This window comes from Caulobacter segnis (assembly GCF_003243465.1).
Lineage (GTDB): Bacteria > Pseudomonadota > Alphaproteobacteria > Caulobacterales > Caulobacteraceae > Caulobacter > Caulobacter segnis_A.
On sequence record NZ_QFQZ01000038.1, the window covers coordinates 20,729 to 44,268 of the forward strand.

Consider the following 23,540-nt stretch of genomic DNA (forward strand, 5'->3'; position numbering starts at 1 on the left):
CGTCCCTGCCCGACGCTTTGCGCGCAGACCGCAACCGCCGGCCCCGGCGGGAGTTTGCTGACGGCCCCCGCGCGAGTTCCCCATGGCCCTGTCCGACCTTCCCCCCGCCTCTCCCGCCGGCGAGACCCTGACGCCCGGCGCCGCCCCGGCGCCGCGCCGGACGCCCAGCAGCCAGCCGCCCGCCGCCGCGGTGGCCGCCGCCCTGGCCGCGACATCGGCTGCGGACGTCGTCGTGCACATGGCCTCCAGCGACCGGCGCGCCGACGAGATCGGTCGTGCGCTCAGCGCCTTCGCGCCGGGAAGGCGCGTCCTGGTTCTCCCCCCGTGGGACTGCCTGCCCTACGACCGCGCCTCGCCCTCGCGCGACGTGATGGGCCGACGCGCGCGCGTCGTCGCCAGCCTGGCGAACGGGGACGCGGCCGGCGCGATCGTCGTGACCTCGCCCGAGGCGCTGGCGCAGCGCCTGCCGCCCGGTCCGGCGATCGCCGAGGCCTTCATGACGCTGAGGACCGGCGCCCCGCTCGACCGCGACGCCCTGGCGCGTTTCGCCGCCCGCACGGGCTATGTGACCGACGAGCGGATCGACGAGCCGGGCGAGATCGCCCTGCTCGGCGAAGTCGTGGACGTCTTTCCGCCCGACGCCGCCAAGCCCGCGCGCATCGTGGTCGACGAAGACGGCGTCATCGCCGAGATCCGCATCTATGATCCGCTGACCCAGCGTTCCGAGGCTGAGGTCGACAGCGTCCTGCTGGGTCCGGCCAGCGAATGGATCCTGCCCGAGGCCGCCACGCCCGAGGGCCCTCCGGACACATGGCCGCCGCGTCCGCCCGGCGTCGAGCACGCGCTCGCCGACCACTACGAGGCGCTGACCAGCCTGTTTGAGCTCCTGCCCCGCGCGCGCCTGTCCGCCGACCCGAAGGCGCCAGACCGGCTCGTCGAGGTCGAGGACCATGTGATCGACGCCCACGCCGCCCGGCTGACCTTGGGCGCCAAGGCCGAGCCGCCGCCTCCGCCGCCGGCGGACCTCTACCTGCTGACCGAGGACCTGCGGACCGCGATGGAGGTCTGGACGCCGCTGGCCTTGCCGCTGGAAGCCGTCGAAGCCGTTCCAAATTTCGGCGGCGCGAAGAGCCCCGGCCGGGCCTTCAGCGATTTCGTCGAGGCCCAGCGCGACGCCGGACGCCGGGTGGTGCTCACGGGCTTGCGGCACGAACTGCGGCCGCTCGCCAAGGCCCTGGCGCGCGGTCTCGATCTGAAGCCTCGGCCCGCCGACGACTGGAACGACGCCAGGTCGGCCGAGGCCGGCGCGGTGTCGAGCCTGGAAGCCGACCTCGAGTCCGGCTTCGTCGATCCCGGCGCGGCCCTGGCGGTCATCGCCGCGGCGGACGTCCTGGGCGGCCGGCTGGCGTCGCGGGCGGCCTCGACGGCCGATCTCGTCCTCGAGCCGGACCTGCGCATCGGCGACGTGGTGCTGCACGAGGATCACGGCGTCGGCGTGCTTCGCGATCTGTCGACCGTCGAGATCGAGGGCGTGGCGCGCGACGTGCTGCATCTCGAGTATCACGGCGGCGACATGGTGCTGGCGCCGGTCGAGGAGATCGGCCGCGTCTGGCGCTACGGCGGCGAGGCCGCGGGAGTGACCCTCGATCGGCTGAGGGGCGACGCCTGGGCGCGACGGCGCGCGGAGGTCAGCCGCCACGTCGATGACGCCGCCCGTCGCCTGGTGGCCCTCGCCGCCGAACGCCAGGCGCGGACCTGCGAACCGATCACGCCGCCCAAGGCCGCCTATGCCCGCTTCGCCGCCCGGTTCGCCTATCCGGAGACGCCGGACCAGGCGGCGGCCATCGAGGCGGTGCTGGGCGATCTCGCGTCCGGGCGTCCGATGGATCGACTGGTCTGCGGCGATGTCGGCTACGGCAAGACCGAGGTGGCGCTCCGCGCGGCCGCGGCCGTGGCGCTGACCGGCCGGCAGGTCGCGCTCGCCGCGCCGACGACCGTGCTCGCCCGACAGCATGTCGAGACCTTCCGGCGGCGCTTCGAGGGCGCGGGGATCGGCGTCGCCCACCTCTCGCGGCTGGTCACGCCCGCCGAGGCCCGCGCCGTGCGCCAGGGCCTGGAGAGCGGCGAGATCAAGATCGTGATCGGCACCCAGGCCCTGGGCAGCAAGGACATGGCGTTCGACGACCTGGCCCTGCTCATCATCGACGAGGAGCAGAAGTTCGGGGCGGCGCTGAAGGCCAAGCTGCGCGGATTGTGCGCCGACGCTCACGTGCTGACCCTGACCGCCACGCCGATCCCCCGCACGCTGCAAGCCGCCATGGTCGGCATCCAGGACGTGAGCGTGATCGCCAGCCCGCCCGCGCGGCGGCGACCGGTCCGGACCTTCGTCGCGCCGTTCGACGCCGCCAGCCTGCGGACCGCCCTGATGCGCGAAAGGCGCCGGGGCGGCCAGAGCTTCGTCGTCGTGCCCCGCATCGAGGACATCGACCCGATCGGCGAGCGTCTGGCCAAGGCCGTTCCTGAGCTGTCCGTGCGGGTCGCCCATGGCGACATGGCGTCCGAGGCCATGGACGCGGTGATGGTCGGCTTCGCCGACGGCGACGGCGACGTCCTCCTGGCGACCAACATCATCGAGAGCGGCCTGGACGTGCCGCGGGCCAACACGATGATCGTCTGGCGGCCCGACCGGTTTGGCCTCTCGCAGCTTCACCAGCTACGCGGACGCGTGGGCCGCGGCCGGATCCAGGGCGTGACCTGCCTGCTCACCGATCCCGACAGCGAGTTGTCGGGAGCCACCCGCGCGCGCCTGTCGACCCTGGAGGCGTTCGACCGGTTGGGATCGGGACTGGCGATCAGCGCGCGCGATCTCGATCTGCGCGGCGGCGGAGACCTGGTCGGCGAGGATCAGGCCGGTCACCTCAAGATGATCGGCGCGGCGCTCTACCAGCGGCTGCTGGCCCAGGCCGTCGCCGTGGCGCGTGGCGAGGCCGAGGCGGACGCCCCGGCGCCAAGCTTGGTGCTGGGCGAGACCGGCGGCCTGCCGCCCGACTACATACCCGACCCCGTAGTGCGGATCGGCCTCTACGCCCGTCTGGCCAGGATCGAGGACGCCGCCGCCATCGACGCCTTCGAGGAAGAGCTGGAGGACCGCTTCGGCGCTCCGCCGGACGCCGTGAAGATCCTCCTGGCCACGGCGCGATTGACCGCCCTGGCGCGTATCGCAGGGATCTTCGAAGTGCGCGCGGGTCCGAAGGGCGTGGTGCTTGTCGCCGCGCCGAAGGTGGTGGCGGCGGCGGCCAGGCGGCTGGCGCGGGCGAAATACCAGGCGAGCCTCGACGGCGGCCGGATCATCGTCGCGGCGCCGAGCGAAGACGCCGTCAAGCGCCACGCCCTGGTCGAACGGATGCTGTCGATCCTCGCCAACGGCTAGGCGCGGGAGTGGACGGAGCGCTGCGCGAGCAACCCGCATTCAAGTGGGGACGAGAGTCGCTACTCCCTGGACTTCAGGCCGAGACGGGCGGGCGCTCGTTGTCCAGTCCGCCGACGACCAGCTTCAGCAGCGGCCGCGTCGCGGCGCCGCCCGAGCCGCGCAGCTCCTCGCCCAGCATGTGGAAGTAGTCGGCGATCCGGCTGTCCTGCTCGTGGCGGGCCAGCACGTCCATCGCCTCGGCGAACTCCTGCCGCGAGGCCGCGCCCTTGGCGGACAGGACCCCCACGAGCGCCGCGAACAGACCCGTCTGGATCTGCAGCAGTGAGGGTTGGTCGGGCATATCCATCTCGACGCTCCATGTCGCAACGGCCACCCAAGTATATTGCCTCGCCGGTTCGAAACGGCCCAATGAAAATGGTGGTCTACATGCGAGGCGAATTGCCACAGGCGGCGCGACGTCAGTAAACACGCCGATCATTATTTACCTGTATTTGGACCTTGCCGCCGCCTGCGCAGTGTCGCGACCTTGCAACCCCTTGCCTCGCAAGGGTTTGCGAGTTCTAAGCTCAAGCCCCCGGCCCGAACCGCGCCACCAGATCGTAAACCTCGCCGGGGAAAACCTGCCGCACGCGGGTGACGCCCCGCCCCTCGCGCCAGGTGCGGCGATCGACGACCAGGCAGGCCGCGCCCTCGTCCAGGGCCAGCAGACGCGCGTCCTCGACATCGGCGTTGACCGCGCTGATGCGGCTCTCGGCCTCGGTCCAGGCGACATGCTCCAGCAACCAGGCGCCGGGCGTGATGGTGGCGAAGTCGGCGGCCTCCATCTCGGGCGCGGCGGCCAGGGCGACCAGCCGGCGCTCCAGGGCGAAGGGACGGCCGTTGGCCTCGTGGACGCCGTCCAGCGCCAGCAGCCGCCCGCCGCCCGCCAGCTCGACCTCGCCGCCCGCCGCGGGATCCGCGTCCCGCACATGGCGCGCCAGCAGGCGGAAGGCGTAGGCCTGCCCCCGCGCCTCGATCTCCGCCTGGATGTCGGGGATGTTGAGGACCGGGGCGTGCACCTTGGGCTGGGCCACGAACGAACCGGCGCGCTTGCGACGCACGATCAGGCCCGCCTCGACCAGCGCGGTCATGGCCTTGCTGACCGTCATGCGGGCGCAGCCGTACTGGCCCATCAGCTCGGCCTCGAAGGGCACGCGATGGCCGGGAGGCCAGGCGCCCGAGCGGATGCGGGCCTCGATCTCGGCGCGGATCCGCTGGTGCAGGGGCGCGTCGGCCAGGCCCGGAGCCTCTCGGATCTGCGCGTCGGTCACTGGACAAGCCCCACTGTTCGCAAATATGACTATACATATTCGCGAGCCCTGCAAGGCCCGCTGTCGACGCGCTGGAGACCCGAGTGACCGAGCTTGTTCTGAACCCCGGCGACGTCGCGCTGTCCGACTGGCGGACGATCTATCGCGGCGCCGGCGCGCGGCTGGCCGACAGCGCCTGGCCGGTGATCGCCGCCAGCGCGGCGGCGGTCCAGCGGATCCTGGCCAAGGGCGAGCCGATCTACGGGATCAATACGGGCTTCGGGAAACTGGCCAGCGTCCGCATCGGCGACGAGGACCTGGCGACCCTGCAGCGCAATATCGTCCTCTCGCACGCCGCCGGCGTCGGCGAGCCCTCCCCCGTCCCGGTCATCCGCCTGATGATGGCCCTGAAGCTTGCCAGCCTGGCGCAGGGCGCCTCGGGCGTCCGGGTCGAGACCGTGCGGCTTCTGGAAGCGATGCTGGTCCAGGGCCTGACGCCGGTGGTGCCCTGCCAGGGCTCGGTCGGCGCCTCGGGGGACCTGGCGCCGCTGTCGCACATGGCCGCGACCATGATCGGCGTCGGCGAGATCTTCGTCGGCGGCGAGCGCGTCCCGGCCGCCCAGGCCCTAAGCGCGGCGGGCCTGTCGCCCCTGACGCTTGGCCCCAAGGAGGGCCTGGCCCTGCTGAACGGCACCCAGTTCTCGACCGCCAACGCCCTGGCGGGCCTGTTCGAGGCCGAGCGGCTGTTCCAGACCGCCCTGGTCACCGGCGCCCTGTCGACCGAGGCCGCCAAGGGCTCGGACACCCCCTTTGATCCGCGCATCCATCAGCTGCGTCGCCACGCCGGCCAGATCGAGACCGCCGAGGCCCTGCGCGCCCTGATGGCGGGTTCGGCGATCCGCGCCTCGCACCTGAAGGAGGACGAGCGGGTCCAGGATCCCTATTGCCTGCGCTGCCAGCCGCAGGTGATGGGCGCGGCGCTGGACGTGCTGCGCCAGGCCGCCGCCACCCTGGCGACCGAGGCCAACGGCGTCTCGGACAATCCGCTGATCTTCCCGGAAGCGGACGAGGCCCTGTCGGGCGGCAACTTCCACGCCGAACCGGTGGCCTTCGCCGCCGACATGATCGCCCTGGCGGTCTGCGAGATCGGCTCGATCGCCGAGCGGCGGATCGCCATGCTGGTCGACCCGGCGCTGTCGGGCCTGCCGGCCTTCCTGACGCCCAAGCCGGGCCTCAACTCCGGCTTCATGATCCCGCAGGTCACCGCCGCCGCCTTGGTCTCGGAGAACAAGCAGAAGGCCTATCCGGCCAGCGTCGACTCGATCCCGACCTCGGCCAACCAAGAAGACCACGTCTCGATGGCCGCCCACGGCGCGCGCCGCCTGCTGGCCATGGTCGAGAACGCCGACGCGGTGCTGGGGATCGAGCTGCTGGCGGCCGCGCAGGGCTGCGATTTCCACGCGTCGCTGCGGTCGAGCGCCGTGCTGGAGGCGGTCCGCGCCGTGACGCGGGAAAAGGTTCCGCACCTGACAGACGACCGCCACTTCCACCCGGACCTCGAGGCCGCTAACGCCCTGGTGCGCTCGGGGGCGGTCATCGCGGCGGCGGGGGGCCTTCCAAGCGTCGCCTGCGGCTAGCGCGCCAGCATCGCCGCGGCCTCGGCCGGGCTCTTCTTGCCGATGTCGCGATCGACGGCGTAGTTGGCCGCCTGCATCGCCTTGACGTCGATGGAGCCGCCCAATGGCTTCAGGGCGCCGATTAAGCGCGGGTCCCCGGCCCGTCTCGGCGAGACCAGGATCACCGCGTCATAGGGCGGCAGCGCACCCTTCGGGTCGGTGAGCAGGACAAGATCATCCGCCGCGATCCGCCCGTCGGACGAGAAGGCCGAGATCACGTCGGCCTCGCGGCTCTCCAGGGCCCGGTACATGAAGGTCGGCTGGAACTGGCGCTTGGCCTTGAAGCGCAGGCCGTAGGCCCTCTCGACCGCCGCCCATTCGGGGCGCGAGAAGAACTCCAGGTCGCCGCCCATGGTCAGGTCCGGCGCGCGGGCGGCGAGGTCGGCCAGGGACCGGATCCCCAGCTGCTGGGCGCGATCGCGGCGCATGGCCAGGGCGTAGGCGTTCTCGAACCCCAGGGGCGCGAGCAGCAAGACGCCGTCTCGGGCCTTCAGGCCGGTCCGCAGCCCCTCCAGCACCGCTTGGCGTCCGGGGTTGTCATTGCGGTTCAGCACATTGGCCCACAGGGTGCCGGAGTAGTCGACATAGGCGTCGATCTCCCCCGCCGCGAGCGCCCGATAGGCCACCGCCGAGCCGAGGTTCACCCGCCGCTGGACGCTGGCGCCCTCGCGCTCCAGCCGCCCCGCCATCAGTTCGGCCAGAATGTACTGCTCGGAGAAGTTCTTGGCGCCGATCACATACGACGGCCGCCCTTGCGCCAGCGCGCCGAGCGCCAGAGGCGCCAGGGCCGCGACGAGGCCGATCGCCAGGCCGACGCCGCCGGCCAGGAGGCGCTTGCCGTCGCGCCGCGCCACCCCGGCCTCGATCAGGCCCAGCAGCCCGTCGACCACCAGCGCCAGCCCCGCCGAGGCCGCGCAGCCGACCAGCACCGCGACCCAGTCCTCGGTCTGCAGCCCCGAGAAGATGTAATCGCCCAGCGAGGTCTGGCCGACCGGTGTCGACAGCGTCGCCGCGCCGATCGTCCAGACGGCCGCCGTCCGCACGCCCGCCATGATGACCGGCGCGGCGATCGGCAGCTCGACCCGCCAAAGGCGCTGGCGATCGGTCATGCCGACGCCCTTGGCCGCCTCGACCACCGCCGGGTCCACGCCCGAGACGCCGGCCGCGGCGTTCCGCAGGATCGGCAGCATCGAATAGAGGGTCAGGGCCAGCAGGGACGGCAGGAAGCCAAGGGCCGGGAAGCCGTGGCCCAGCGTCCGCTCGGCCAGGCCGGAGATCAGCAGCAGCACCGGATAGAACAGGGCCAGCAGCGCCAGGCTGGGAATGGTCTGCACCAGGCCGGCGCCGCCAAGCGCGAGCCACCTCAGGCGGGGGCGTCGCGCGGCGGCGATTCCCAACGGCAGGGCGATGGCGAGCCCCAGGATAAGCGCCGAGGCCGACAGGGCGACGTGCCACCCCAGGCGCTCGGGCAGGACGGCCAGCGCCGCGTCGAGACGGTCAGTCACGGGCCAGCTCCGCGAGGCGCTCGGCCTGGCGCTTCGGCGCGGCGATCAGGTCGGCGACGATCGGGTCCGGATGGCCGGCGAGCAGCGCGCGGGGCGTGGCCTGGGCCAGCACCTGGCCGCTCGCCATCACCACCACCTCGTCAGCCAGCAGCAAGGCCTCGCCGACGTCGTGAGTGACCATGACGGTGGTTAGCCCCAAGGCCTCGTGCAGCCGCCGGACGTCGTCGGCCAGGGTGACGCGCACCACAGGATCCAGCGCCCCGAACGGCTCGTCCATCAGCAGGATCGACGGCCGCGCGGCGAGGGCTCGCGCCACGCCGACCCGCTGGCGCTGGCCGCCGGACAGTTGCGCCGGCTCGCGTTCCGCCAGGTCGCGCGGCAAGGCCACGAGGTCCAGGAGTTCACCGGTCCGCGCCGCGATCGCCTCGCGCGGCCAGCCCAGCAGGGACGGCGTGATCCCGATGTTCTGGGCGACGCTCATGTGCGGGAAGAGTCCCGTCTCCTGGAAAACATAGCCGATCCCCCGGCGCAGTTCGGGGCCCGGCCGCGAGCCGATGTCGGCGCCGTCGACAAGAACACGCCCTGACGTCGGCGTGATCAACCCGTTGATCAGCTTCAGCAGCGTGGTCTTGCCAGCGCCAGACCCGCCGACCAGGGCGACGAAGCGTCCGCGCGCGACGCGCAGGCTGGTCTCCGCCAGAACCGCCCGGCCGCCATAGGCCTTGCTCACCCGGTCGAGAACGATGGCGTCGGTCATGCGGGCTCCGAGCGGCGCGGGAATCGACCATCGCCGGTTCCAAGCCGGAAATCAAAGCGCGGGTGCGACAAGGCGGCGCGCGACAGGTCGTCAGGTTCGCGCAGGCCGAGTCAATCGGGACCATGAGGGCATGGTCAAGGAGCGCCCGATGCCCCCCGCGTCGCAGACCCGTCCGTTCGATCCCCGCGTCCGTCGGCCCCGCCAGTGGCCGCTGGGCGTCGCCGTGTTCGTAGCCGCGGTTCTGAACGTGATCATCTGGAGCGACCTCGTTTCGGTCGCCTGCGCCTTCCTGCGTCTGTGAGTGTCGCGTTTTGTAGTTTTCTTCTCCCCCAAGCGACTTGAGGGCCGCGTCCAGCCTTGGACGCGGCTTCTTTTTTGTCGTCAGCCGCGCTGGGCGACCGCCCGGTCGAGCGCCGCCAGGACGTGCTCGGCCAGACGATCGGCGGCCGGTCCGGCCTCGCGATGGCGGATCAGGGCGATCTCACCATCGGCCAGCGCCGGCGCCTCGCCGCCCAGGATCGCCAGGTCGTCGGGGACCATGGCGCGCGGCAGCACCGAGACCCCGAGCCCCGCCCGCAGCGCCGCCAACTGCCCCGCCACCGAGGGGCTGGTGTAGGCGATGCGCCAGGCCTTGCCCGCCTCGTCCAACGCCGTCGTCGCGCGCCGGCGATAGACGCACGGCGACGGCGCGGCGATCAGCGACACCACCCGGCTGGACGTCAGGTCCTCGCCGTCGCGCCCCACCCAGACCAAGGGCTCGCGCCAAACCCGCACGCCGAGTTCGCCGCCCAAGGGCTCGCGCTTGACCAGCGCCAGGTCGAGCTCGCCCGCGCTGATCCGGTCCAGCAGGCGAAGGGTCAGGTCGCAGGTCACCGACAGGGCGATCCTCGGGTGGCTGCGGGCGAACGCCCCCAGGACCGCCGGCAGGTGGGCGGTGGCGAAGTCCTCGGGCGCGCCGAGCCGCACCTCGCCCTCCACCTCGTCCGCCGCCAGGGCGGCGACGATGTCGTCATTGACCCGCAGCAGACGCCGGGCCTGGGCCAGAAAGACCTCGCCCTTGTCCGTCAGGCTGACGCGGCGCGCGTCACGCCGGAACAGCGGCTCGCCGATCAGGTCCTCCAGTCGCCGCACCTGCAGGCTGACGGCGGACTGGGAGCGGCCCAGGCGCTCGCCCGCCTGGGTGAAGCTGCGGCTTTCGCTGACCATCACGAAGGCGCGGACGAGGTCGAGGTCCAGGTTTGTCGTGTTCGGCATCGCGCGATCTATTACATTTCATCATGATAAAGATGCATTCCATTATCTTATCGAATTCATCGAGCTTGGCTACAGCACGCCGCGCCTCAGTGGGGGGCGTGGCAAGGAGCTCGAGACGATGGATTTGGCGCAGGGTCTGGCGCAGGCCGCCGGAAATCTCACCCAGCCGGCGGTGCTGTTCTTCGTGCTCGGCGCGGGCGCGGCGCTGGCCGGCTCGCCGCTGCGACTGCCCAAGGGCGCCATGAGCTTCCTGTCGATGTACCTGATGCTGTGCATCGGCTTCAAAGGCGGGGCCGAGGCCCGCGCCCACGGCCTGGACCCGACCTTCGTCAGCGCCGCCGTCGCGGGCCTGACCCTGGCGCTTCTGCTCCCCGTCGTGGCCTATGGCGCGATGCGGAAGGCCGGCCTTACAAACCTGAACAGCGCGGCGGTGGCGGCGCATTACGGCTCGGTGTCGGTGGTCACCTTCGCGGCGGCGCAAAGCTACCTGAGCGCGATCGGCCATCAGCCAGCGGGCTACATGTCGGCCGTGCTGGCGCTGATGGAGACGCCCGGCGTGCTGGTCGCGGTGACCCTGGCCAAGCTGATGTCGCCGAACGAGGCGCGGTCGGCCTCGACCGGCAAGCTGCTGCACGAGGCCCTGCTGAACCCGGCCGCCGTGGTGCTGCTGGGCAGCTTCGCCATCGGTCTCGTGGCCACGGCGCCCAGCGCGGCCAAGCTGAATGTGTTCGTCGGCCCGATGTTCCAGGGCGTGCTGTGCCTGTTCCTGCTGGAGCTGGGCGTGACGGCGGCCGAGCGGCTGCGGGCCTGGCGCGAGGTGCGGCCGGCGGTCGTGGCGATGGGCGTAGTGCTGCCGCTGGTCGGCGCGGCCCTGGCGCTTGGCCTGGGCTGGCTGCTGGGCCTGAGGAACGGAGAGCTGGCGGCCCTGACGGCCCTGGCGGGGTCGGCGTCCTACATCGCCGCGCCCGCCGCGATCCGCCTGACCCTGCCCAAAGCGGACGCGGGCCTGTGCCTGACGCTGTCGCTGGGAGTGACCTTCCCGTTCAACATCCTGCTGGGCATCCCGCTATACGCCCAGCTGGCGCTCGCACTCAGCCGGTAGTGGAACGCAGGCGGATGCTGTTAGATCGGCATCCGCATGATTTCCTGGTAGGCCGAGATCACCTGGTCGCGGACGGACATCACCGTCTCCAGGCTGGCCTCGGCCGAGGAAATGGCGGTGACGACGTCGACCAGTTCGGCCTTGCCGGCCACCTGGTCGGCGATCTTGTGCTCGGCGACCTTCGAGGCCTTGGTCGCGTCGGTCATGGCCGACTTCAGAATGTCGCCGAAGTCGAGGCCGTTCTTCTGGCCGCCGCCGATCGAGCCGACGGAGCCCACCGACATGGCGCCGGAGTTGGCGTAGGCCTTGGCGGCGGCGAGCGCGGTGATCATGGCCTAGCCCCTACTTCTTGAGGATGTCGAGCGTGCGCGATTCCATGGCGCGCGCCGTCTCGATGACGTTGAGGTTGGCTTCGTAGGCGCGCTGCGCCTCCTTCATGTCCAAGGCCTCGACCAGCGAATTGACGTTGGGCAGCTTGACGTAGCCGTTGGCGTCGGCGGCCGGGTTGCCGGGATCGTACTCGGTCTTGAAGGCGCTCTCGTCCGGGTCGACGCGGACCATCTGCACGCCCTCGGCGCCCTGGACCTTGGTCGGACGGAAGATCGGCACCTGGCGACGGTAAGGGTCGCCGCCGGCCGTCGTCGCCGTCGAATTGGCGTTGGCGATGTTCTCGGCGATGACCCGCATCCGGCCCTGCTGGGCGCGAAGGGCCGAAGCGGCCACGGACATCGCCGCCATCGGTTGAGACTTGATCTCCGGCATCGCCTAGCTCCTCAGCCGTTCGGCTTGCGCGCCGCCATGCGCAGCATGGTCAGGGATTTCTGATAGAAGCTGATCGCCGCGTCGTAGTTCATCCGCGCGTCGGTCATCTTGATCATCTGGTCCTCGAGCGACACGGCGTTCCCATCGAGGGTGACTTCCGAATCGGTCCCCGCCGTCGCGCGCCAGGCGCTGGGCGCGTTCGACGGCGCCAGATGCGTGGCCGAGGTGGCGATCATCCGCACGCCGTTGGTCGGCGCGGCGACGCCGCCGCGATAGACCGCTCCCGCGCTCTGGTTCATCAGCGAAGCCTGAAAGCTGAAGGGCTTCAGGTCGCCGGGGCGATAGCCGGCCGTGTCGGCGTTGGCCACGTTCTGGGCGACAAGCTTCTGGCGCTCGGTCAGATAACCGAGGCGGCTCTTGAGCATGCCGAAAAGAGGAATGTCATCCGGACCCATGGCGATCATGGTGAAGAAACAGGGTTAATTCGGCATTAAGAACCGTCAGGCACACCAGGGGTGTCGGGGGCCTTTCCCTGCGCCATCTTGTCTCGCTCGGCCGTCATGCCCGTCATCGAATTCATCCGCGCCCTGGCGGCGCTGGCGATCACCCTGGGCCTGATCGGCCTGGCCGCCTGGGCCCTGCGCAAGTTCGGCCCGGACGCCGTGGGCCGGCTGATCGCCGCGCGCCAGGATCGCCGCCTGAAGGTCGTCGAAAGCCTCGCCCTCGATCCGACCCGCCGCCTGCTGGTGGTCAGCCTGGACGGCGAGGAGCGGCTGGTGCTGCTGGGCGACGGCAAGCTGCTGGACTGGACGCCCGCCCCATCCCCCGCCTCCTCGACCGTTTCCGCTCCGGAGCCCGTGGCCTGATGCGCGACCTGATCAAATCCCTGACGGGCGCCAAGCCGGAAGACCTGCGTCGCGCCGCGATCATCTCGGTCCTGGCGGCCATCGCCTGCGCGGTCATGCCGGCCGCGGCCATGGCCCAGTCGGCGGTGAACATCAACCTGGGCACCGGCGCGGGCCTGACCGACCGGGTGGTGCAGCTGGTCGCCCTGATGACGGTCCTGTCGCTGGCGCCGTCGATCGTGATCATGACCACCTCGTTCGTGCGGATCGTGGTGGTGCTGGGCCTCTTGCGGACCGCCATCGGGGTGCAGTCCAGCCCGCCCAACCCGGTGATCATCAGTCTGGCCCTGTTCCTGACCGCCATCGTCATGGGACCGACCTTCGAGCGCTCCTACGACGCGGGCATCAAGCCGCTGCTGGACAAGCAGATCGAGCTGCCCGAGGCCTTCGACGCCGCCAGCGGTCCGGTCAAGCAGTTCATGCTGAGCCAGGTCGACCGCGACGACCTCGCCCTGTTCGTCCGCCTGTCCAAGATCCCGCAGCCCAAGACCGCCGCCGAAACGCCGATCAAGGTGGTGACGCCGGCCTTCATGATCTCGGAGCTGAAGCGCGCCTTCGAGATCGGCTTCCTGCTGTTCATCCCGTTCCTGGTCATCGACCTGGTCGTCGCCAGCGTGCTGATGAGCATGGGCATGATGATGCTGCCCCCGGCGACGATCAGTCTTCCGTTCAAGCTGATCTTCTTCGTGCTAGTGGACGGATGGCGACTCGTCGCCGGCAGCCTTGTCGAAAGCTTCCAGCGCGGCGGGGCGGGCTAGCCCCCTCGCCTTCAAGAAGACCAGAAGACGACCATGACGGTATTTGTTCTCGGCTCCATCAATCTCGACGCGGTCGCGCGGGTCGACGACCTCCCGCGCCCGGGCGAGACCGTGGCGGGCCTGTCGCTCGAGCTCTTTCTGGGCGGCAAGGGCGCAAACCAGGCGGTGGCCGCGGCGCGGATGGGCGCGCCGACCCGTCTGATGGGCGCCGTCGGCGACGACGACAGCGGCGTGGGCTTGAAGACCAAGCTGATGGGCTATGGCGTCCAGGTCGGCGACGTCCAGACCATGCCGAACGTCCCGACCGGCCAGGCCCACGTCTGGGTCAGCGCCAGCGGCGAGAACATGATCGTCGTCACCGCCGGGGCCAACGCCCTGGTGACGCCCCAGCAGGTGGCGAGCGCCGCGCTCGAGGGCCAGCGGGTGCTGCTGTGCCAGCTGGAAACGCCGCCCACCGCCATCGAGGCGCTATTCCGGGCGGGGGCGGCCAAGGGGGCCCTGCGGATCCTCAACGCGGCCCCCGCCCTACCCCAGGGCGCGGCGCTGTTCCCGCTGACCGACATCCTGATCCTGAACCAGACCGAGCTGGCGACCTACGCCAAGCTGCCCCACGAGCCCGTCAAGCTGGAGGAGGTCTCGCTGGCGGCGCGCAAGCTGATGAGCCGCGCCGACCAGACGATCATCGTCACCCTGGGCGCGGCGGGCGTGGCGGGCGTGCGGCGCGACGAAGCCTTCCTGGTCGAGGGGCGCAAGGTCAAGGCGGTCGACACGGTCGGCGCCGGCGACTGCTTCTGCGGCGCCCTGGCCGCGGCCCTGGCCGCCAACATGGACCTGCGCGAGGCCGTCGAGATGGCCAACGCCGCGGCGGCCCTGTCCGTCCAGAAGCCTGGCGCGGCGCCGTCCATGCCCAAGCGCCGCGAGGTCGAGGCTTTCCTGGAAGAAGGCTGAGCAGGCGCGCCGGAGGCGACGCCTCAGGCGGCGCGAATGCCGGAATTGCTTTCGGCCTGGGCGCCGACCACCGCGTCGTAGCCCAGGATCATGTCGACGTCCTTGCCGTTGCTGGCCAGCGGCAGCCGCAGCCACAGGATCGACATGTGCGCCGCGCCGCGCCAGGCCAGGCTGTGAACACCCACGCCCGGCCGACGCTCGTCGACGACCTTGTCCAGCTCCTTGCGCCAGTAGTCGGCGGCGGCGGTGTTGTAGACCTCGGCCAGGCTCTTGCCGGTGATCTCCCGGCCATAGACGCCGTAAAGCCCGGTGCCCGCCAGACGCAGGCGATAGTCGCGCGGCTCGCGCACGACATCGATCAGGCTCACCGTGGGCAACAGGCGCTTCATGCTGGAGGGGTGCAGATCCCCGCGTCCCGGGAGGCTGCCTCCCCGGCGGAGCGACGCCCAGTAGGCGAACATCTCCTGATGAGCGCGCGCGGCCGTGGCAGATGCGCTCAATTGCGCGGACATCTTCAGAGTCCCCAACAAGCCCTTGGAATCACTTCGATTCACTATCGCTTAAGGATCGAATCGCGAGCAAGTGAAAAACAGGCCTCGCGACAAGTTTTCCTCAGGGAGTCAACAGAAACGAAAGACGCCCGCCGTCCGATCTGGACGACGGGCGTTTCCATGTCGGAGGCCCCTCCGACGATTACCTTCAAAGATTCGACTACTTGCCCTTGCGGGCCGGCTTCCGACCGCCCTGCCCCAGGCCCATCTGCTTGGCCAGGTTCGAGCGCGCCTCGGCATAGTTGGGCGCGACCATCGGATAGTCCTTCGGCAGGCCCCACTTGGCGCGGTAATCCTCGGGCGTCATGTCGTACTTGGTGCGCAGGTGACGCTTCAGCGACTTGAACTTGCGGCCGTCTTCCAGGCAGATCAGGTAATCGGGCGTGATCGAGCGCTTGATCGGAACCGCAGGCTCCTTGGGCGGCGCGGGCGGCTCGGCGGCCGGCGCACCGACGGTGGCCAGGGCTTGGTGCACTTGCTTGATCAGAGCCGGAAGGTCGGCCGTCGCCACCACGTTATTGCCGACATAGGCGGAGACTATACCCGCCGTCATCTCGATCAGATCGGATTGATCTTCCATATGCCCTCGCCCGTCGAACATTTTTGCGGTTAGCAACTGATTCACACACGCAATCTCAGCGTCCATACAAACATTGCTAGTCCGGGGCAATACGGGCGCTCAAGGACAGGCGCTGTAAACCTCCAGTCTAAGAGAGCTACTTGACGCCTTTCTCAGGATGTAAGCGTCAGTCGAGTTCCTGAAAGCTATAGAACGCGGATATGAGAAAACCTCGGTATCCGGAATTTCAGGTCTCGAAGTCGCCTGACAGCGGTGACAACGCTGGCCCCTCGCCGCGGAGTATTGGAATGTCGCGCGCGCGTCATCTTTATGGAGCCTTTTTGGCCCTTAAAGCCTCCCCACGATGACCACCGGTGTCATCCGGATTACGCAGGCTGACTTGATCGCCAAGGCGGCGGCCGGCAACCCAAGCCTGCAGACGCGAGACGAGCAATCGTACCCATTTTGGGTGGAGTCCGCCGTGGCGGCGCCAGTGTGCGCCACCACACACCCCGAAGGGCGCTGGCGGGGTCCGCAGCAGGGCCGAAGCGCTAAGGGCGGCTCAGCGGAATTCCGGGTCAGCCCATTCCGGCCAGATGTCCGGCAGGTCGGTCGACACCCTGTTCGGATAAACCGGCGCGCGCTTTTCCAGGAACGAGGTCACCCCCTCCTTGGCGTCGCCGGAGGCCCCGCGCGACTGGATCGCTCGGCTGTCGGCCTTGTGGGCCTCCATCGGATGGGACGCGCCGGCCATGCGCCAGAGCAGCTGACGGGTGATCGCCACCGAAACCGGCGCGGTGTTGTCGACGATCTCGCGGGCCAGGGCCCGGGCGGCGGGCAGCAGCTCGTCCGGCGCGTGCAGCGAGCGGACTAGGCCGCGCTCCAGCGCCTCCTGCGCGGGGAAGACCCGGCCGGTGTAGCACCACTCCAGCGCCGTCTGCAGGCCGACAAGGCGCGGCAGGAACCAGGACGAGGCGGCTTCCGGATTGATCCCCCGACGGGCGAAGACGAAGCCGAACTTGGCCTCGGTCGAGGCCATGCGGATGTCCATCGGCAGCTGCATGGTCACGCCCACGCCCACCGCCGCGCCGTTGATAGCGCCGATGATCGGCTTGAGGCTGTCGTACATCCGCAAGGTCACGCGGCCGCCGCCGTCGCGATAGATGTCGCCCACCTTGCCCTCCTCACGCTCCAGCGCCTGGGGCGCGGAACGGTCGAAGGTGGCGCCGCCCCCGCCCAGGTCCGCGCCCGCGCAGAAGGCCCGCCCCGCGCCGGTGACGATCACGGCCTTCACCGCATCGTCGGCGTCGGTGATGTCGAACACCTCGATCAGGTCCTTCATCATCCGGGCGGTGAAGGCGTTCATCCGCTCGGGACGGTTCAGGGTGATCGTCGCGATCCCGTCCTCGACGTCATAGAGCAGGGTCTCGAAAGTCGGCTTCGACATGGCGGTGGCCTCCCGGCTTTTGCTTTTAAACGATCGTATGACTCAGCCGAGCGCGAGCACAAGGCTTTCCTCCAAAGGCGTCGCTACGCATTCTGGGTCACCTGCGGCAGCGCGTCGCGACGCCAAGCCCGGCAAGCTGAGCCATTGTCATGACGCCCGGGCCCCCACCGGGCGCTTGCCCAGGCGCCGGCGCGAAGCCCCCCTTCGCGTCGGCGCTTCTCCCCGATCACCCCCGCCGGACACCCAGCTTGCTGATCGCGTGCACGAAGTTGTTCGGCGCGATCTCGATGTCGCCGGTCCAGGTCAGGTCCGGGAAGCGGGCCAGGATCTGGCGATAGGCCTCCTCCAGCTGGATCTGGGCCACGCGCTTACCGACGCAGGTGTGCGGGCCGTAGCCGAAGGCGATGTGCTTTCCGGCGTTGGCGCGGGTCACGTCCAGCTGGTCGGGGTTCGGGAACATCGCCGGATCGCGGTTGGCCGCGCCGTAGTACATGATCACCTTCTCACCCTCGCGAATGCGCTGGCCGTTGAGCTCGACATCGCGCGTCGCCGTGCGGCGCATGTAGATCACCGGGCTGACCATGCGGATGAACTCGTCCACCGCGCCGGGCAGCAGCGAGGGATCGGCGATCAGGCGCTGCTTCTGCTCGGGGAACTCGGTCAAGAGCTTCATGACGCCCGAGAGCGTGTTGCGGGTGGTGTCGTTGCCGGCGAAGACGATCAGCAGCCACGAGCCGTCCAGGTACTCGTCCGACAGCACCGCGCCGTCGACCTGGGCCCGCGCGATGGCGGTCATCAGATCCTCTTTCGGATCCAGCCGCCGCTTGTGCAGCATGGTGCGGCCGTACTCGAACATCTCCTCGACGTTGTTGTTGAAGTCCATGACGAACTGCATCAGCTCCAGCGTCGGCTGCAGCGGCGCGTTGGCCTGCTGGACCGCCAGATCCTGGGCGCGCTCGAGATAGTGCATCCAGGTCAGGAACTTGGGCCGATCCTCGGGCGGCACGCCCAGGATCTCGCACAGGGTGAACAGCGGCAGCACCGATGAGAAGTGCTCGACCATGTCGATCGCCGCCCCGCCGGCCAGCTTCGGCTCCATCGCGTCCAGCAGGCGCGTGACCTCGGCCTTCACCCGCTCGGTCAGGCCGCGCAGGTACGCGGGCGTGAAGTACGGCATGTGCTCGCGGCGCAGCTGCAGGTGATGCGGCGCGTCCATGTTGATCATCGTGTCCATCGAGGCGCGGAACAGCAGGGCGTGGCGCTTCTCCGGCGCGCCCATCGACATCAGGATGCCGCCGCGCTGGGACGAGAAGGTCTCCGGATCGCCGTTGACGCGGTGGACGTCCTCGTAGCGTGTGAGGGCCCAGAAGCCCGGGCCGCCCATCGGCTCGGGGTGCCACATGACCGGCGCCTGCTCGCGCATCCGGGCGAAGTCGGCGAAGGGCTGGCCCTTGGTGAAGCGGAAGATGTCGGCCAGGTCGACGCCCTGCAGCGTCGGATAGGTCGGGGGCGTCCCCGGGCCGGCCACGCCATCCACCACCGTCTGGCTGATCAGGTCCATCACGCGTCTCCCTGGAACATTGTTATGGCGGGACGATAGCGCGGAAAGACGACGCGGGAACGGCGCCGCGACGGCAACTTGCGCGATCCCCGAACCTGGGCGCATGCTGCCAACTGAACACTGATCACGCGGGCTACACGCGAGACAGTAAAGGGAGAGAAGCGATGACCGGGATCATCGAGGCCGACTACGTCATCGTGGGCGCGGGCTCGGCCGGCTGCGTGCTGGCCGCGCGGCTGTCCGAGGGCGGTAAGTTCAAGGTCCTGCTGCTGGAGGCCGGCGGCGACGACCGCCCCACCAAGAACCTCTCCCAGTTCGCCTCGAACCTGATGATCCACATCCCGGTCGGCTACTCGTCGACGCTGAAGGATCCCAAGGTCAACTGGCTCTACACGACCGAGCCCGACCCCGGCACCGGCGGCCGCAGCCACGTCTGGCCGCGTGGCAAGGTGCTGGGCGGCTCGTCCTCGATCAACGGCCTGCTCTACATCCGCGGCCAGCACGCGGACTATGATGGCTGGCGGCAGTTGGGCTGCGCGGGCTGGGGCTGGGACGATGTCGCGCCCTACTTCCGCCGGGCCCAGCACCAGGAGCGCGGCGCTTGCGACTGGCACGCCACGGGCGGGCCGCTGAATGTCTCGGACGTGACGACCAAGCACCCGGTCTCCGACGCCGTGATCGCCGCCTGCGAGCAGGCCGGCATCCCGCGCAACGACGACGTCAACGCCGGAAGCCAGGAGGGCGCGACGTACTATCAGCTGACCGTCAAGAACGGGCAGCGCTGCTCGGCGGCGGTGGCTTACCTCCATCCGGCGATGAACCGCCCGAACCTGAAGGTCGAGACCAACGCCCTGGCCGGTCGGATCCTGTTCGAGGGCAAGCGCGCGGTCGGCGTCGCGTTCCGCCAGAACGGCGTCAACCGCGTGGCGATGGCCAACGCCGAGGTGATCCTGGCCGGCGGCGCGATCAACTCGCCCCAGCTCCTGCAGCTGTCAGGCGTGGGTCCCGGCGAGCTGCTGAACCGCCACGGGATCGAGGTGGTCGCCGACCTGCCCGGCGTCGGCGAGAACCTGCAGGACCACTACGTGATGAGCGTGCGCTACCGCCTGAAGGCGGGCGTGGTCTCGGTCAACGAGCAGAGCAAGGGCGGCCGCCTGGCGGGCGAGGCCTTGAAGTACCTCTTCCAGCGCAAGGGCCTGCTCACCCTCTCGGCCGCCCACATCGCCGCCTTCTGCAAGTCGCGTCCCGACCTCGCCGGACCGGACATCCAGTTCCACATCCTGCCGGCGACCATGGACCTCGATAAGCTGGTCAACGAACAGAAAATGGAGCTGGAGGCCGCGCCGGGCCTGACCATCGCGCCGTGCCAGCTGCGTCCGGAAAGCCGCGGCCACATCCGCATCAAGTCGCCGGACCCGAGCGCCTATCCAGCCATCTTCGCCAACTACCTGGCCGATCCGCTGGACCAGGAAGTCGCCGTCGCCGGCCTGAAGTGGGCGCGCAAGATCGGCGAGGCCCCGGCTCTGGCGCCTTACGTCGACCATGAGATGGACCCCGGCGCCGCCGTCGCCAGCGACGCCCAGCTCTTGGAGTTCGCGCGCCTGGCGGGCTCGACCATCTATCACCCGGTCGGCACCTGCCAGATGGGCCACGGGCCGATGGCGGTCGTCGATGACCAGCTACGCGTGCGCGGCCTGGAAGGCCTGCGCGTGGTCGACGCCTCGGTCATGCCGCGCCTGGTCTCCGGCAACACCAACGCCCCCACCATCATGATTGCGGAGAAGGCCTCGGACATGATCCGCGAGGCGGCGAGGACGGCGGTCGCCGCCTAGCACCAAACCCGTGTCATCCCGGACGGCCCGCAGGGCCGATCCGGGACCCAGGGGGTGACAGAGCGCGGTGCGCACCGCCCCTGGGTCCCGGCTCTACGCTCCGCTTCGGCCGGGATGACACATCGAAATAGCGTGAGAAGCAGACGCAAAGGCCCTGATATGCACCCCTTCCACCACGCCCAAACCCAGGCCGACAAGGCCGCCTACGTCATGGCCGGCTCCGGCGAGACCGTGACCTACGGCCAGCTGGACGCCCGCTCGAACCAGGGGGCGCATCTGTTCCGGTCGCTGGGCCTGCGGCGCGGCGACGTGATCGCGATCATGATGGAGAACAACGCCCGCTACTTCGAGATCGCCTGGGCCGCCCAGCGCGCGGGGCTCTACTTCGTCTGCGTCTCGACCAAGCTGACGGCGGGCGAGGCCCAGTACATCCTCGAGGACTGCGGGGCGATGGTTTTCATCACCTCGCCGGCCATGGGTTCGGTCATCGACGAGATCGCCAAGGCGCTGCCGGGGCTCAAGCTCTACGCCGTCGGCGGCGCCCACGGCCCCTACGCCGACTTCGAGACCGCCCGCGCGCCCCTGCCGACAACGCCGATCGCCGACCAGAGCGCGGGCTCGGACATGCTCTATTCATCGGGCACCACCGGCCGGCCCAAGGGCGTCAAGCCCGCGCTCAGCGACCAGCCGATCGACGCGCCCCACGCCCTGCAGATGATGGCTCAGGGCCTGTTCGGCTTCACCGGCGACAGCGTCTATCTCTCGCCCGCGCCGCTGTACCACGCCGCCCCGCTACGCTGGTGCATGGTCGTCCACAAGCTGGGCGGCACTGTGATCGTCATGGAGAAGTACGAGCCCGAGGCGGCCCTTGCTCTCATCGAGAAGCACAAGGTCACCTGCGGCCAGTTCGTGCCGACCCACTTCGTGCGGATGCTGAAGCTGCCCGAGGACGTCCGCGCCAAGTACGACGTCTCGTCGATGACGTCGGCGATCCACGCCGCCGCCCCCTGCCCCGTGCCGGTCAAGGAGCAGATGATCGCCTGGTGGGGCCCGGTGATCTACGAATACTACGCCGGCACCGAGGGCAACGGCTTCTGCTGGATCAATTCGCAGAACTGGCTGACCCACAAGGGCAGCGTGGGCCAGGCCGTCTTGGGCGAGCTGCGCATCTGCGACGAGAACGGCGACCCCGTCCCGCCGCGGACCGAGGGCACGGTCTATTTCGCCAACGGCCCGGCGGTGAACTACCACAACGCCCCGGAAAAGACCGCCGAGAGCTACAACAAGCACGGCTGGACCACCCTGGGCGACGTGGGCTGGGTCGACGAGGAGGGCTATCTCTACCTCACCGACCGCAAGAGCTTCATGATCATCTCGGGCGGGGTGAATATCTATCCGCAAGAAATCGAAAACTTGCTGATCACCCACCCCAAGGTCGCCGACGCCGCCGTGGTCGGCGCGCCGTGCGAGGAGATGGGCGAAAAGGTCGTGGCGGTCATCCAGCCGCTGAACTTCGGCGACGACCAGGCCGCCCTGGCCGAGGAGCTGATGACCTTCGCCCGCGCCAATCTGAGCCACGTGAAGTCGCCGCGCCGCATCGACTTCATGGCCGAACTGCCCCGGCACCCGACCGGCAAGCTCTACAAGCGCCTGATCCGCGACGCCTATTGGGGCAAGGGCGAGAGCCGGATCGTGTAGACACCAAATAGTTGCAAAATTGATAGAACGCCCCCCATAATCAGGTATGGGGCGCATGAGACTCGCAATCGTTGGCGGTGGCGCGAAGGCTGCGGCGATCGCCGCCAAGGCGGCGTGCCTCAAGGCCGTTCGCAAGATCGAGATCGAAACAGTCATTTTCGAGCGCGCGCGCATCGGCGCGAACTGGAATGGCTCACATGGCTATACCGACGGCCGACAATCGCTGTGCACGCCTGCCGAAAGAGATTTGGGCTTTCCCTATGAGCTGGCCACTTACGGCGACGCAGTGGCCAGTCGGATGCAGGCTAACTTTTCCTGGGCCGCGTTCATGGTCTCGACGGAGCGCTACGGTGATTGGGTGGACTCCGGACGCCCTCCCCCCAGCCATCGCGAGTTCGCCGATTACCTCGATTTCTGCGTCAAGCGCTCCAAGGCGGGATTGGTTAGCGGCGATGTTGTGAGCCTGGATCACGCCGATGGATTGTGGCGCGTAGGCTACGAGACCGCTTCCAAAACGCGAAGATCGAAGGAGGGGTTCGACGGTGTCGTAGTGACCGGAACAGGGCCAGCCAAGCGGATCTCGACATTTACAGATCGCCGCCTTTTCGACGGGCGATCGTTCTGGAACGCTTTGACCATCTTACCTGGCTTGGCGGCAGCTGCGCCGGAGTCGCCGATCGTGGTGCTGGGCTCGGGCGGAACTGCGGCCGCTTGCGCCGGTTGGCTTGTGAGGGCCGGCATACCCAATCAGATCGTTATCTTGGGGCGCAGCCCCACGCTTTTCGCTCGCACGGACAGCGCGTTCGAAAACCGCGTGTTCCGGGACGAGGATGCCTGGCGGTCCTTGAGCTTCGACGATCGAAGACGCTTCACCGAACGCCTGACCCGTGGCGCCGTATGGCAAAGCGTTCTGGACGTCCTGGGACGGGCCAAGAACGTCGAGGTCAGACAGGGAGAAATCACGTCGATCCAATTATCCTCTCCGGGTTCGCCATCGTTGTCTTGCCGCCAATCAATCGATCGTCTCAATCGTCGATTCAGCGGTCCCCAGCCTCCCTGGGCGAGTCCGTCGTGGCCTCTTCATGGAGATCCAACCCAGGCAGCATCCACCGGAAGCCTCTAGAGATTCAGTGTGCACGCGGCAATCTCGACGGCATCACCCGCGGTGCCATAGCCGATGGTAAGGCCCGATCCGCCGTGGCCATAGTTGTGGACGACGGGGATCTCTCGGCCACGGATGCGGATTCGCTCTACCTCGAGCCGCACTGAGGAGCGACCTGGCCGCAGTCCAGCCCAGACCTTGACGATCTCAGCACGACGCAGCGATGGCACCGCCGCGTACGCACGGGACAAGATCAGGTCCGTGTCCGACTGTCGTACCTTGGTGTCCCAGTCGCCCTTCTGCGTTGTCCCGCCAACCACAACCGTGTCTGCACCAGGCAGGGGGTGCAAGGGCGAGAGGGTGAAAGAAGGAGGAGGTGGGAGGGCGGGAGGGGGAGATGCCGT

23 protein-coding genes and 1 pseudogene are annotated in these 23,540 nt (G+C 69.3%); 10 read left to right on the forward strand and 14 right to left on the reverse strand.

The genetic code is table 11. The annotated features are described in order from the left end of the window. Positions 1-82: 82 nt before the first annotated feature. On the forward strand, positions 83-3,430 hold the full coding sequence (locus DI526_RS12910) for a DEAD/DEAH box helicase (RefSeq protein ID WP_304278475.1): 3,348 nt from the start codon (positions 83-85) through the stop codon (positions 3,428-3,430). Between the two features lie 73 nt (positions 3,431-3,503). Here DI526_RS12910 and DI526_RS12915 read toward each other — a convergent pair whose 3' ends face one another. Further along, positions 3,504-3,770 carry a hypothetical protein gene (locus DI526_RS12915; RefSeq protein WP_304278477.1) on the reverse strand — a complete coding sequence of 89 codons (267 nt, stop codon included), beginning with the start codon at positions 3,768-3,770 and terminating at the stop codon, positions 3,504-3,506. A gap of 226 nt (positions 3,771-3,996) precedes the next feature. Beyond that, positions 3,997-4,707 (reverse strand): histidine utilization repressor, encoded by a 711-nt coding sequence (gene hutC / locus DI526_RS12920; protein WP_304278525.1) that lies wholly within the window; start codon positions 4,705-4,707, stop codon positions 3,997-3,999. 104 nt (positions 4,708-4,811) lie between these two features. Here hutC and hutH point away from each other — a divergent pair, with 104 nt between their 5' ends. Then, positions 4,812-6,356 (forward strand): histidine ammonia-lyase, encoded by a 1,545-nt coding sequence (hutH, locus tag DI526_RS12925; RefSeq protein ID WP_304278528.1) that lies wholly within the window; start codon positions 4,812-4,814, stop codon positions 6,354-6,356. Here hutH and DI526_RS12930 read toward each other — a convergent pair. Continuing rightward, positions 6,353-7,900, reverse strand: a complete 1,548-nt coding sequence (locus tag DI526_RS12930) for a glycine betaine ABC transporter substrate-binding protein (protein WP_304278480.1) — start codon at positions 7,898-7,900, stop codon at positions 6,353-6,355. The genes hutH and DI526_RS12930 overlap by 4 nt on opposite strands. Further along, a complete protein-coding gene (locus tag DI526_RS12935) occupies positions 7,893-8,657 on the reverse strand; it encodes an ABC transporter ATP-binding protein (RefSeq protein WP_304278483.1) in 765 nt (254 codons plus the stop codon). Before DI526_RS12935 ends, DI526_RS12930 begins: the two co-directional genes overlap by 8 nt. 148 nt (positions 8,658-8,805) lie before the next feature. Between DI526_RS12935 and DI526_RS12940 the strand changes: the two genes are divergently transcribed. Next, positions 8,806-8,958: a hypothetical protein gene (locus DI526_RS12940; protein ID WP_304278486.1), complete on the forward strand. Its 153-nt coding sequence runs from the start codon at positions 8,806-8,808 to the stop codon at positions 8,956-8,958. A gap of 80 nt (positions 8,959-9,038) precedes the next feature. Here the strand turns inward: DI526_RS12940 and DI526_RS12945 are convergent, their stop codons facing one another. Next, complete coding sequence (locus DI526_RS12945; protein ID WP_304278490.1) at positions 9,039-9,911, reverse strand: LysR substrate-binding domain-containing protein; 873 nt, start codon at positions 9,909-9,911, stop codon at positions 9,039-9,041. Positions 9,912-10,029: 118 nt separating this feature from the next. On the opposite strand from DI526_RS12945, the gene DI526_RS12950 reads away from it, so the two are divergent. Further along, positions 10,030-11,013 carry a sodium-dependent bicarbonate transport family permease gene (locus DI526_RS12950; RefSeq protein ID WP_304278493.1) on the forward strand — a complete coding sequence of 328 codons (984 nt, stop codon included), beginning with the start codon at positions 10,030-10,032 and terminating at the stop codon, positions 11,011-11,013. Between the two features lie 20 nt (positions 11,014-11,033). Here the strand turns inward: DI526_RS12950 and fliE are convergent, their stop codons facing one another. The 3 genes from fliE to flgB are packed head-to-tail and all read right to left on the reverse strand — an operon-like array spanning position 11,034 to position 12,230. After that, positions 11,034-11,345, reverse strand: a complete 312-nt coding sequence (fliE, locus tag DI526_RS12955; RefSeq protein WP_304278496.1) for a flagellar hook-basal body complex protein FliE — start codon at positions 11,343-11,345, stop codon at positions 11,034-11,036. A 10-nt stretch (positions 11,346-11,355) separates the two neighbouring features. After that, positions 11,356-11,775: a flagellar basal body rod protein FlgC gene (flgC, locus tag DI526_RS12960; RefSeq protein WP_304278499.1), complete on the reverse strand. Its 420-nt coding sequence runs from the start codon at positions 11,773-11,775 to the stop codon at positions 11,356-11,358. A gap of 11 nt (positions 11,776-11,786) precedes the next feature. Next, positions 11,787-12,230: a flagellar basal body rod protein FlgB gene (gene flgB, locus DI526_RS12965; protein WP_304278530.1), complete on the reverse strand. Its 444-nt coding sequence runs from the start codon at positions 12,228-12,230 to the stop codon at positions 11,787-11,789. Positions 12,231-12,335: 105 nt separating this feature from the next. Here flgB and DI526_RS12970 point away from each other — a divergent pair, with 105 nt between their 5' ends. The 3 genes from DI526_RS12970 to DI526_RS12980 are packed head-to-tail and all read left to right on the forward strand — an operon-like array spanning position 12,336 to position 14,386. Further along, entirely contained in the window at positions 12,336-12,641 is a 306-nt protein-coding gene (locus DI526_RS12970) for a flagellar biosynthetic protein FliO (protein WP_304278502.1), read from the forward strand. Then, positions 12,638-13,438, forward strand: a complete 801-nt coding sequence (gene fliP / locus DI526_RS12975) for a flagellar type III secretion system pore protein FliP (protein ID WP_304278533.1) — start codon at positions 12,638-12,640, stop codon at positions 13,436-13,438. The genes DI526_RS12970 and fliP overlap by 4 nt, the downstream gene beginning before the upstream one ends. A 33-nt stretch (positions 13,439-13,471) precedes the next feature. Then, a complete protein-coding gene (locus DI526_RS12980; protein WP_304278505.1) occupies positions 13,472-14,386 on the forward strand; it encodes a ribokinase in 915 nt (304 codons plus the stop codon). A gap of 23 nt (positions 14,387-14,409) precedes the next feature. On the opposite strand, the gene DI526_RS12985 is transcribed toward DI526_RS12980, so the two are convergent. From DI526_RS12985 to DI526_RS13000, 4 genes are all read right to left on the reverse strand, one after another. Beyond that, a complete protein-coding gene (locus DI526_RS12985) occupies positions 14,410-14,904 on the reverse strand; it encodes a PAS domain-containing protein (RefSeq protein ID WP_304278536.1) in 495 nt (164 codons plus the stop codon). A gap of 193 nt (positions 14,905-15,097) precedes the next feature. Then, positions 15,098-15,517 (reverse strand): MucR family transcriptional regulator, encoded by a 420-nt coding sequence (locus tag DI526_RS12990; RefSeq protein ID WP_304278507.1) that lies wholly within the window; start codon positions 15,515-15,517, stop codon positions 15,098-15,100. A 541-nt stretch (positions 15,518-16,058) separates the two neighbouring features. Continuing rightward, positions 16,059-16,943 (reverse strand): crotonase/enoyl-CoA hydratase family protein, encoded by an 885-nt coding sequence (locus tag DI526_RS12995; protein WP_304278509.1) that lies wholly within the window; start codon positions 16,941-16,943, stop codon positions 16,059-16,061. Between the two features lie 226 nt (positions 16,944-17,169). Next, positions 17,170-18,504 (reverse strand): cytochrome P450, encoded by a 1,335-nt coding sequence (locus DI526_RS13000; RefSeq protein WP_304278511.1) that lies wholly within the window; start codon positions 18,502-18,504, stop codon positions 17,170-17,172. Positions 18,505-18,668: 164 nt separating this feature from the next. Here DI526_RS13000 and DI526_RS13005 point away from each other — a divergent pair, with 164 nt between their 5' ends. Beyond that, complete coding sequence (locus DI526_RS13005) at positions 18,669-20,336, forward strand: GMC family oxidoreductase (protein ID WP_304278513.1); 1,668 nt, start codon at positions 18,669-18,671, stop codon at positions 20,334-20,336. A gap of 9 nt (positions 20,337-20,345) precedes the next feature. Here the strand turns inward: DI526_RS13005 and DI526_RS13010 are convergent. Continuing rightward, positions 20,346-20,459 (reverse strand): annotated as a pseudogene (locus tag DI526_RS13010) (hypothetical protein); the annotation flags it as partial. Positions 20,460-20,495: 36 nt separating this feature from the next. Here DI526_RS13010 and DI526_RS13015 point away from each other — a divergent pair. Both DI526_RS13015 and DI526_RS13020 read left to right on the forward strand, forming a co-directional pair. Continuing rightward, positions 20,496-22,034, forward strand: coding sequence for an acyl-CoA synthetase (locus DI526_RS13015; RefSeq protein ID WP_304278515.1), 1,539 nt, complete (start codon positions 20,496-20,498; stop codon positions 22,032-22,034). Positions 22,035-22,089: 55 nt separating this feature from the next. Further along, on the forward strand, positions 22,090-23,157 hold the full coding sequence (locus DI526_RS13020; protein ID WP_304278518.1) for a SidA/IucD/PvdA family monooxygenase: 1,068 nt from the start codon (positions 22,090-22,092) through the stop codon (positions 23,155-23,157). On the opposite strand, the gene DI526_RS23405 is transcribed toward DI526_RS13020, so the two are convergent. Then, entirely contained in the window at positions 23,154-23,486 is a 333-nt protein-coding gene (locus DI526_RS23405) for an FAD-dependent oxidoreductase (RefSeq protein ID WP_369692006.1), read from the reverse strand. The two genes, DI526_RS13020 and DI526_RS23405, sit on opposite strands and share 4 nt — an antisense overlap. Positions 23,487-23,540 lie beyond the last annotated feature (54 nt).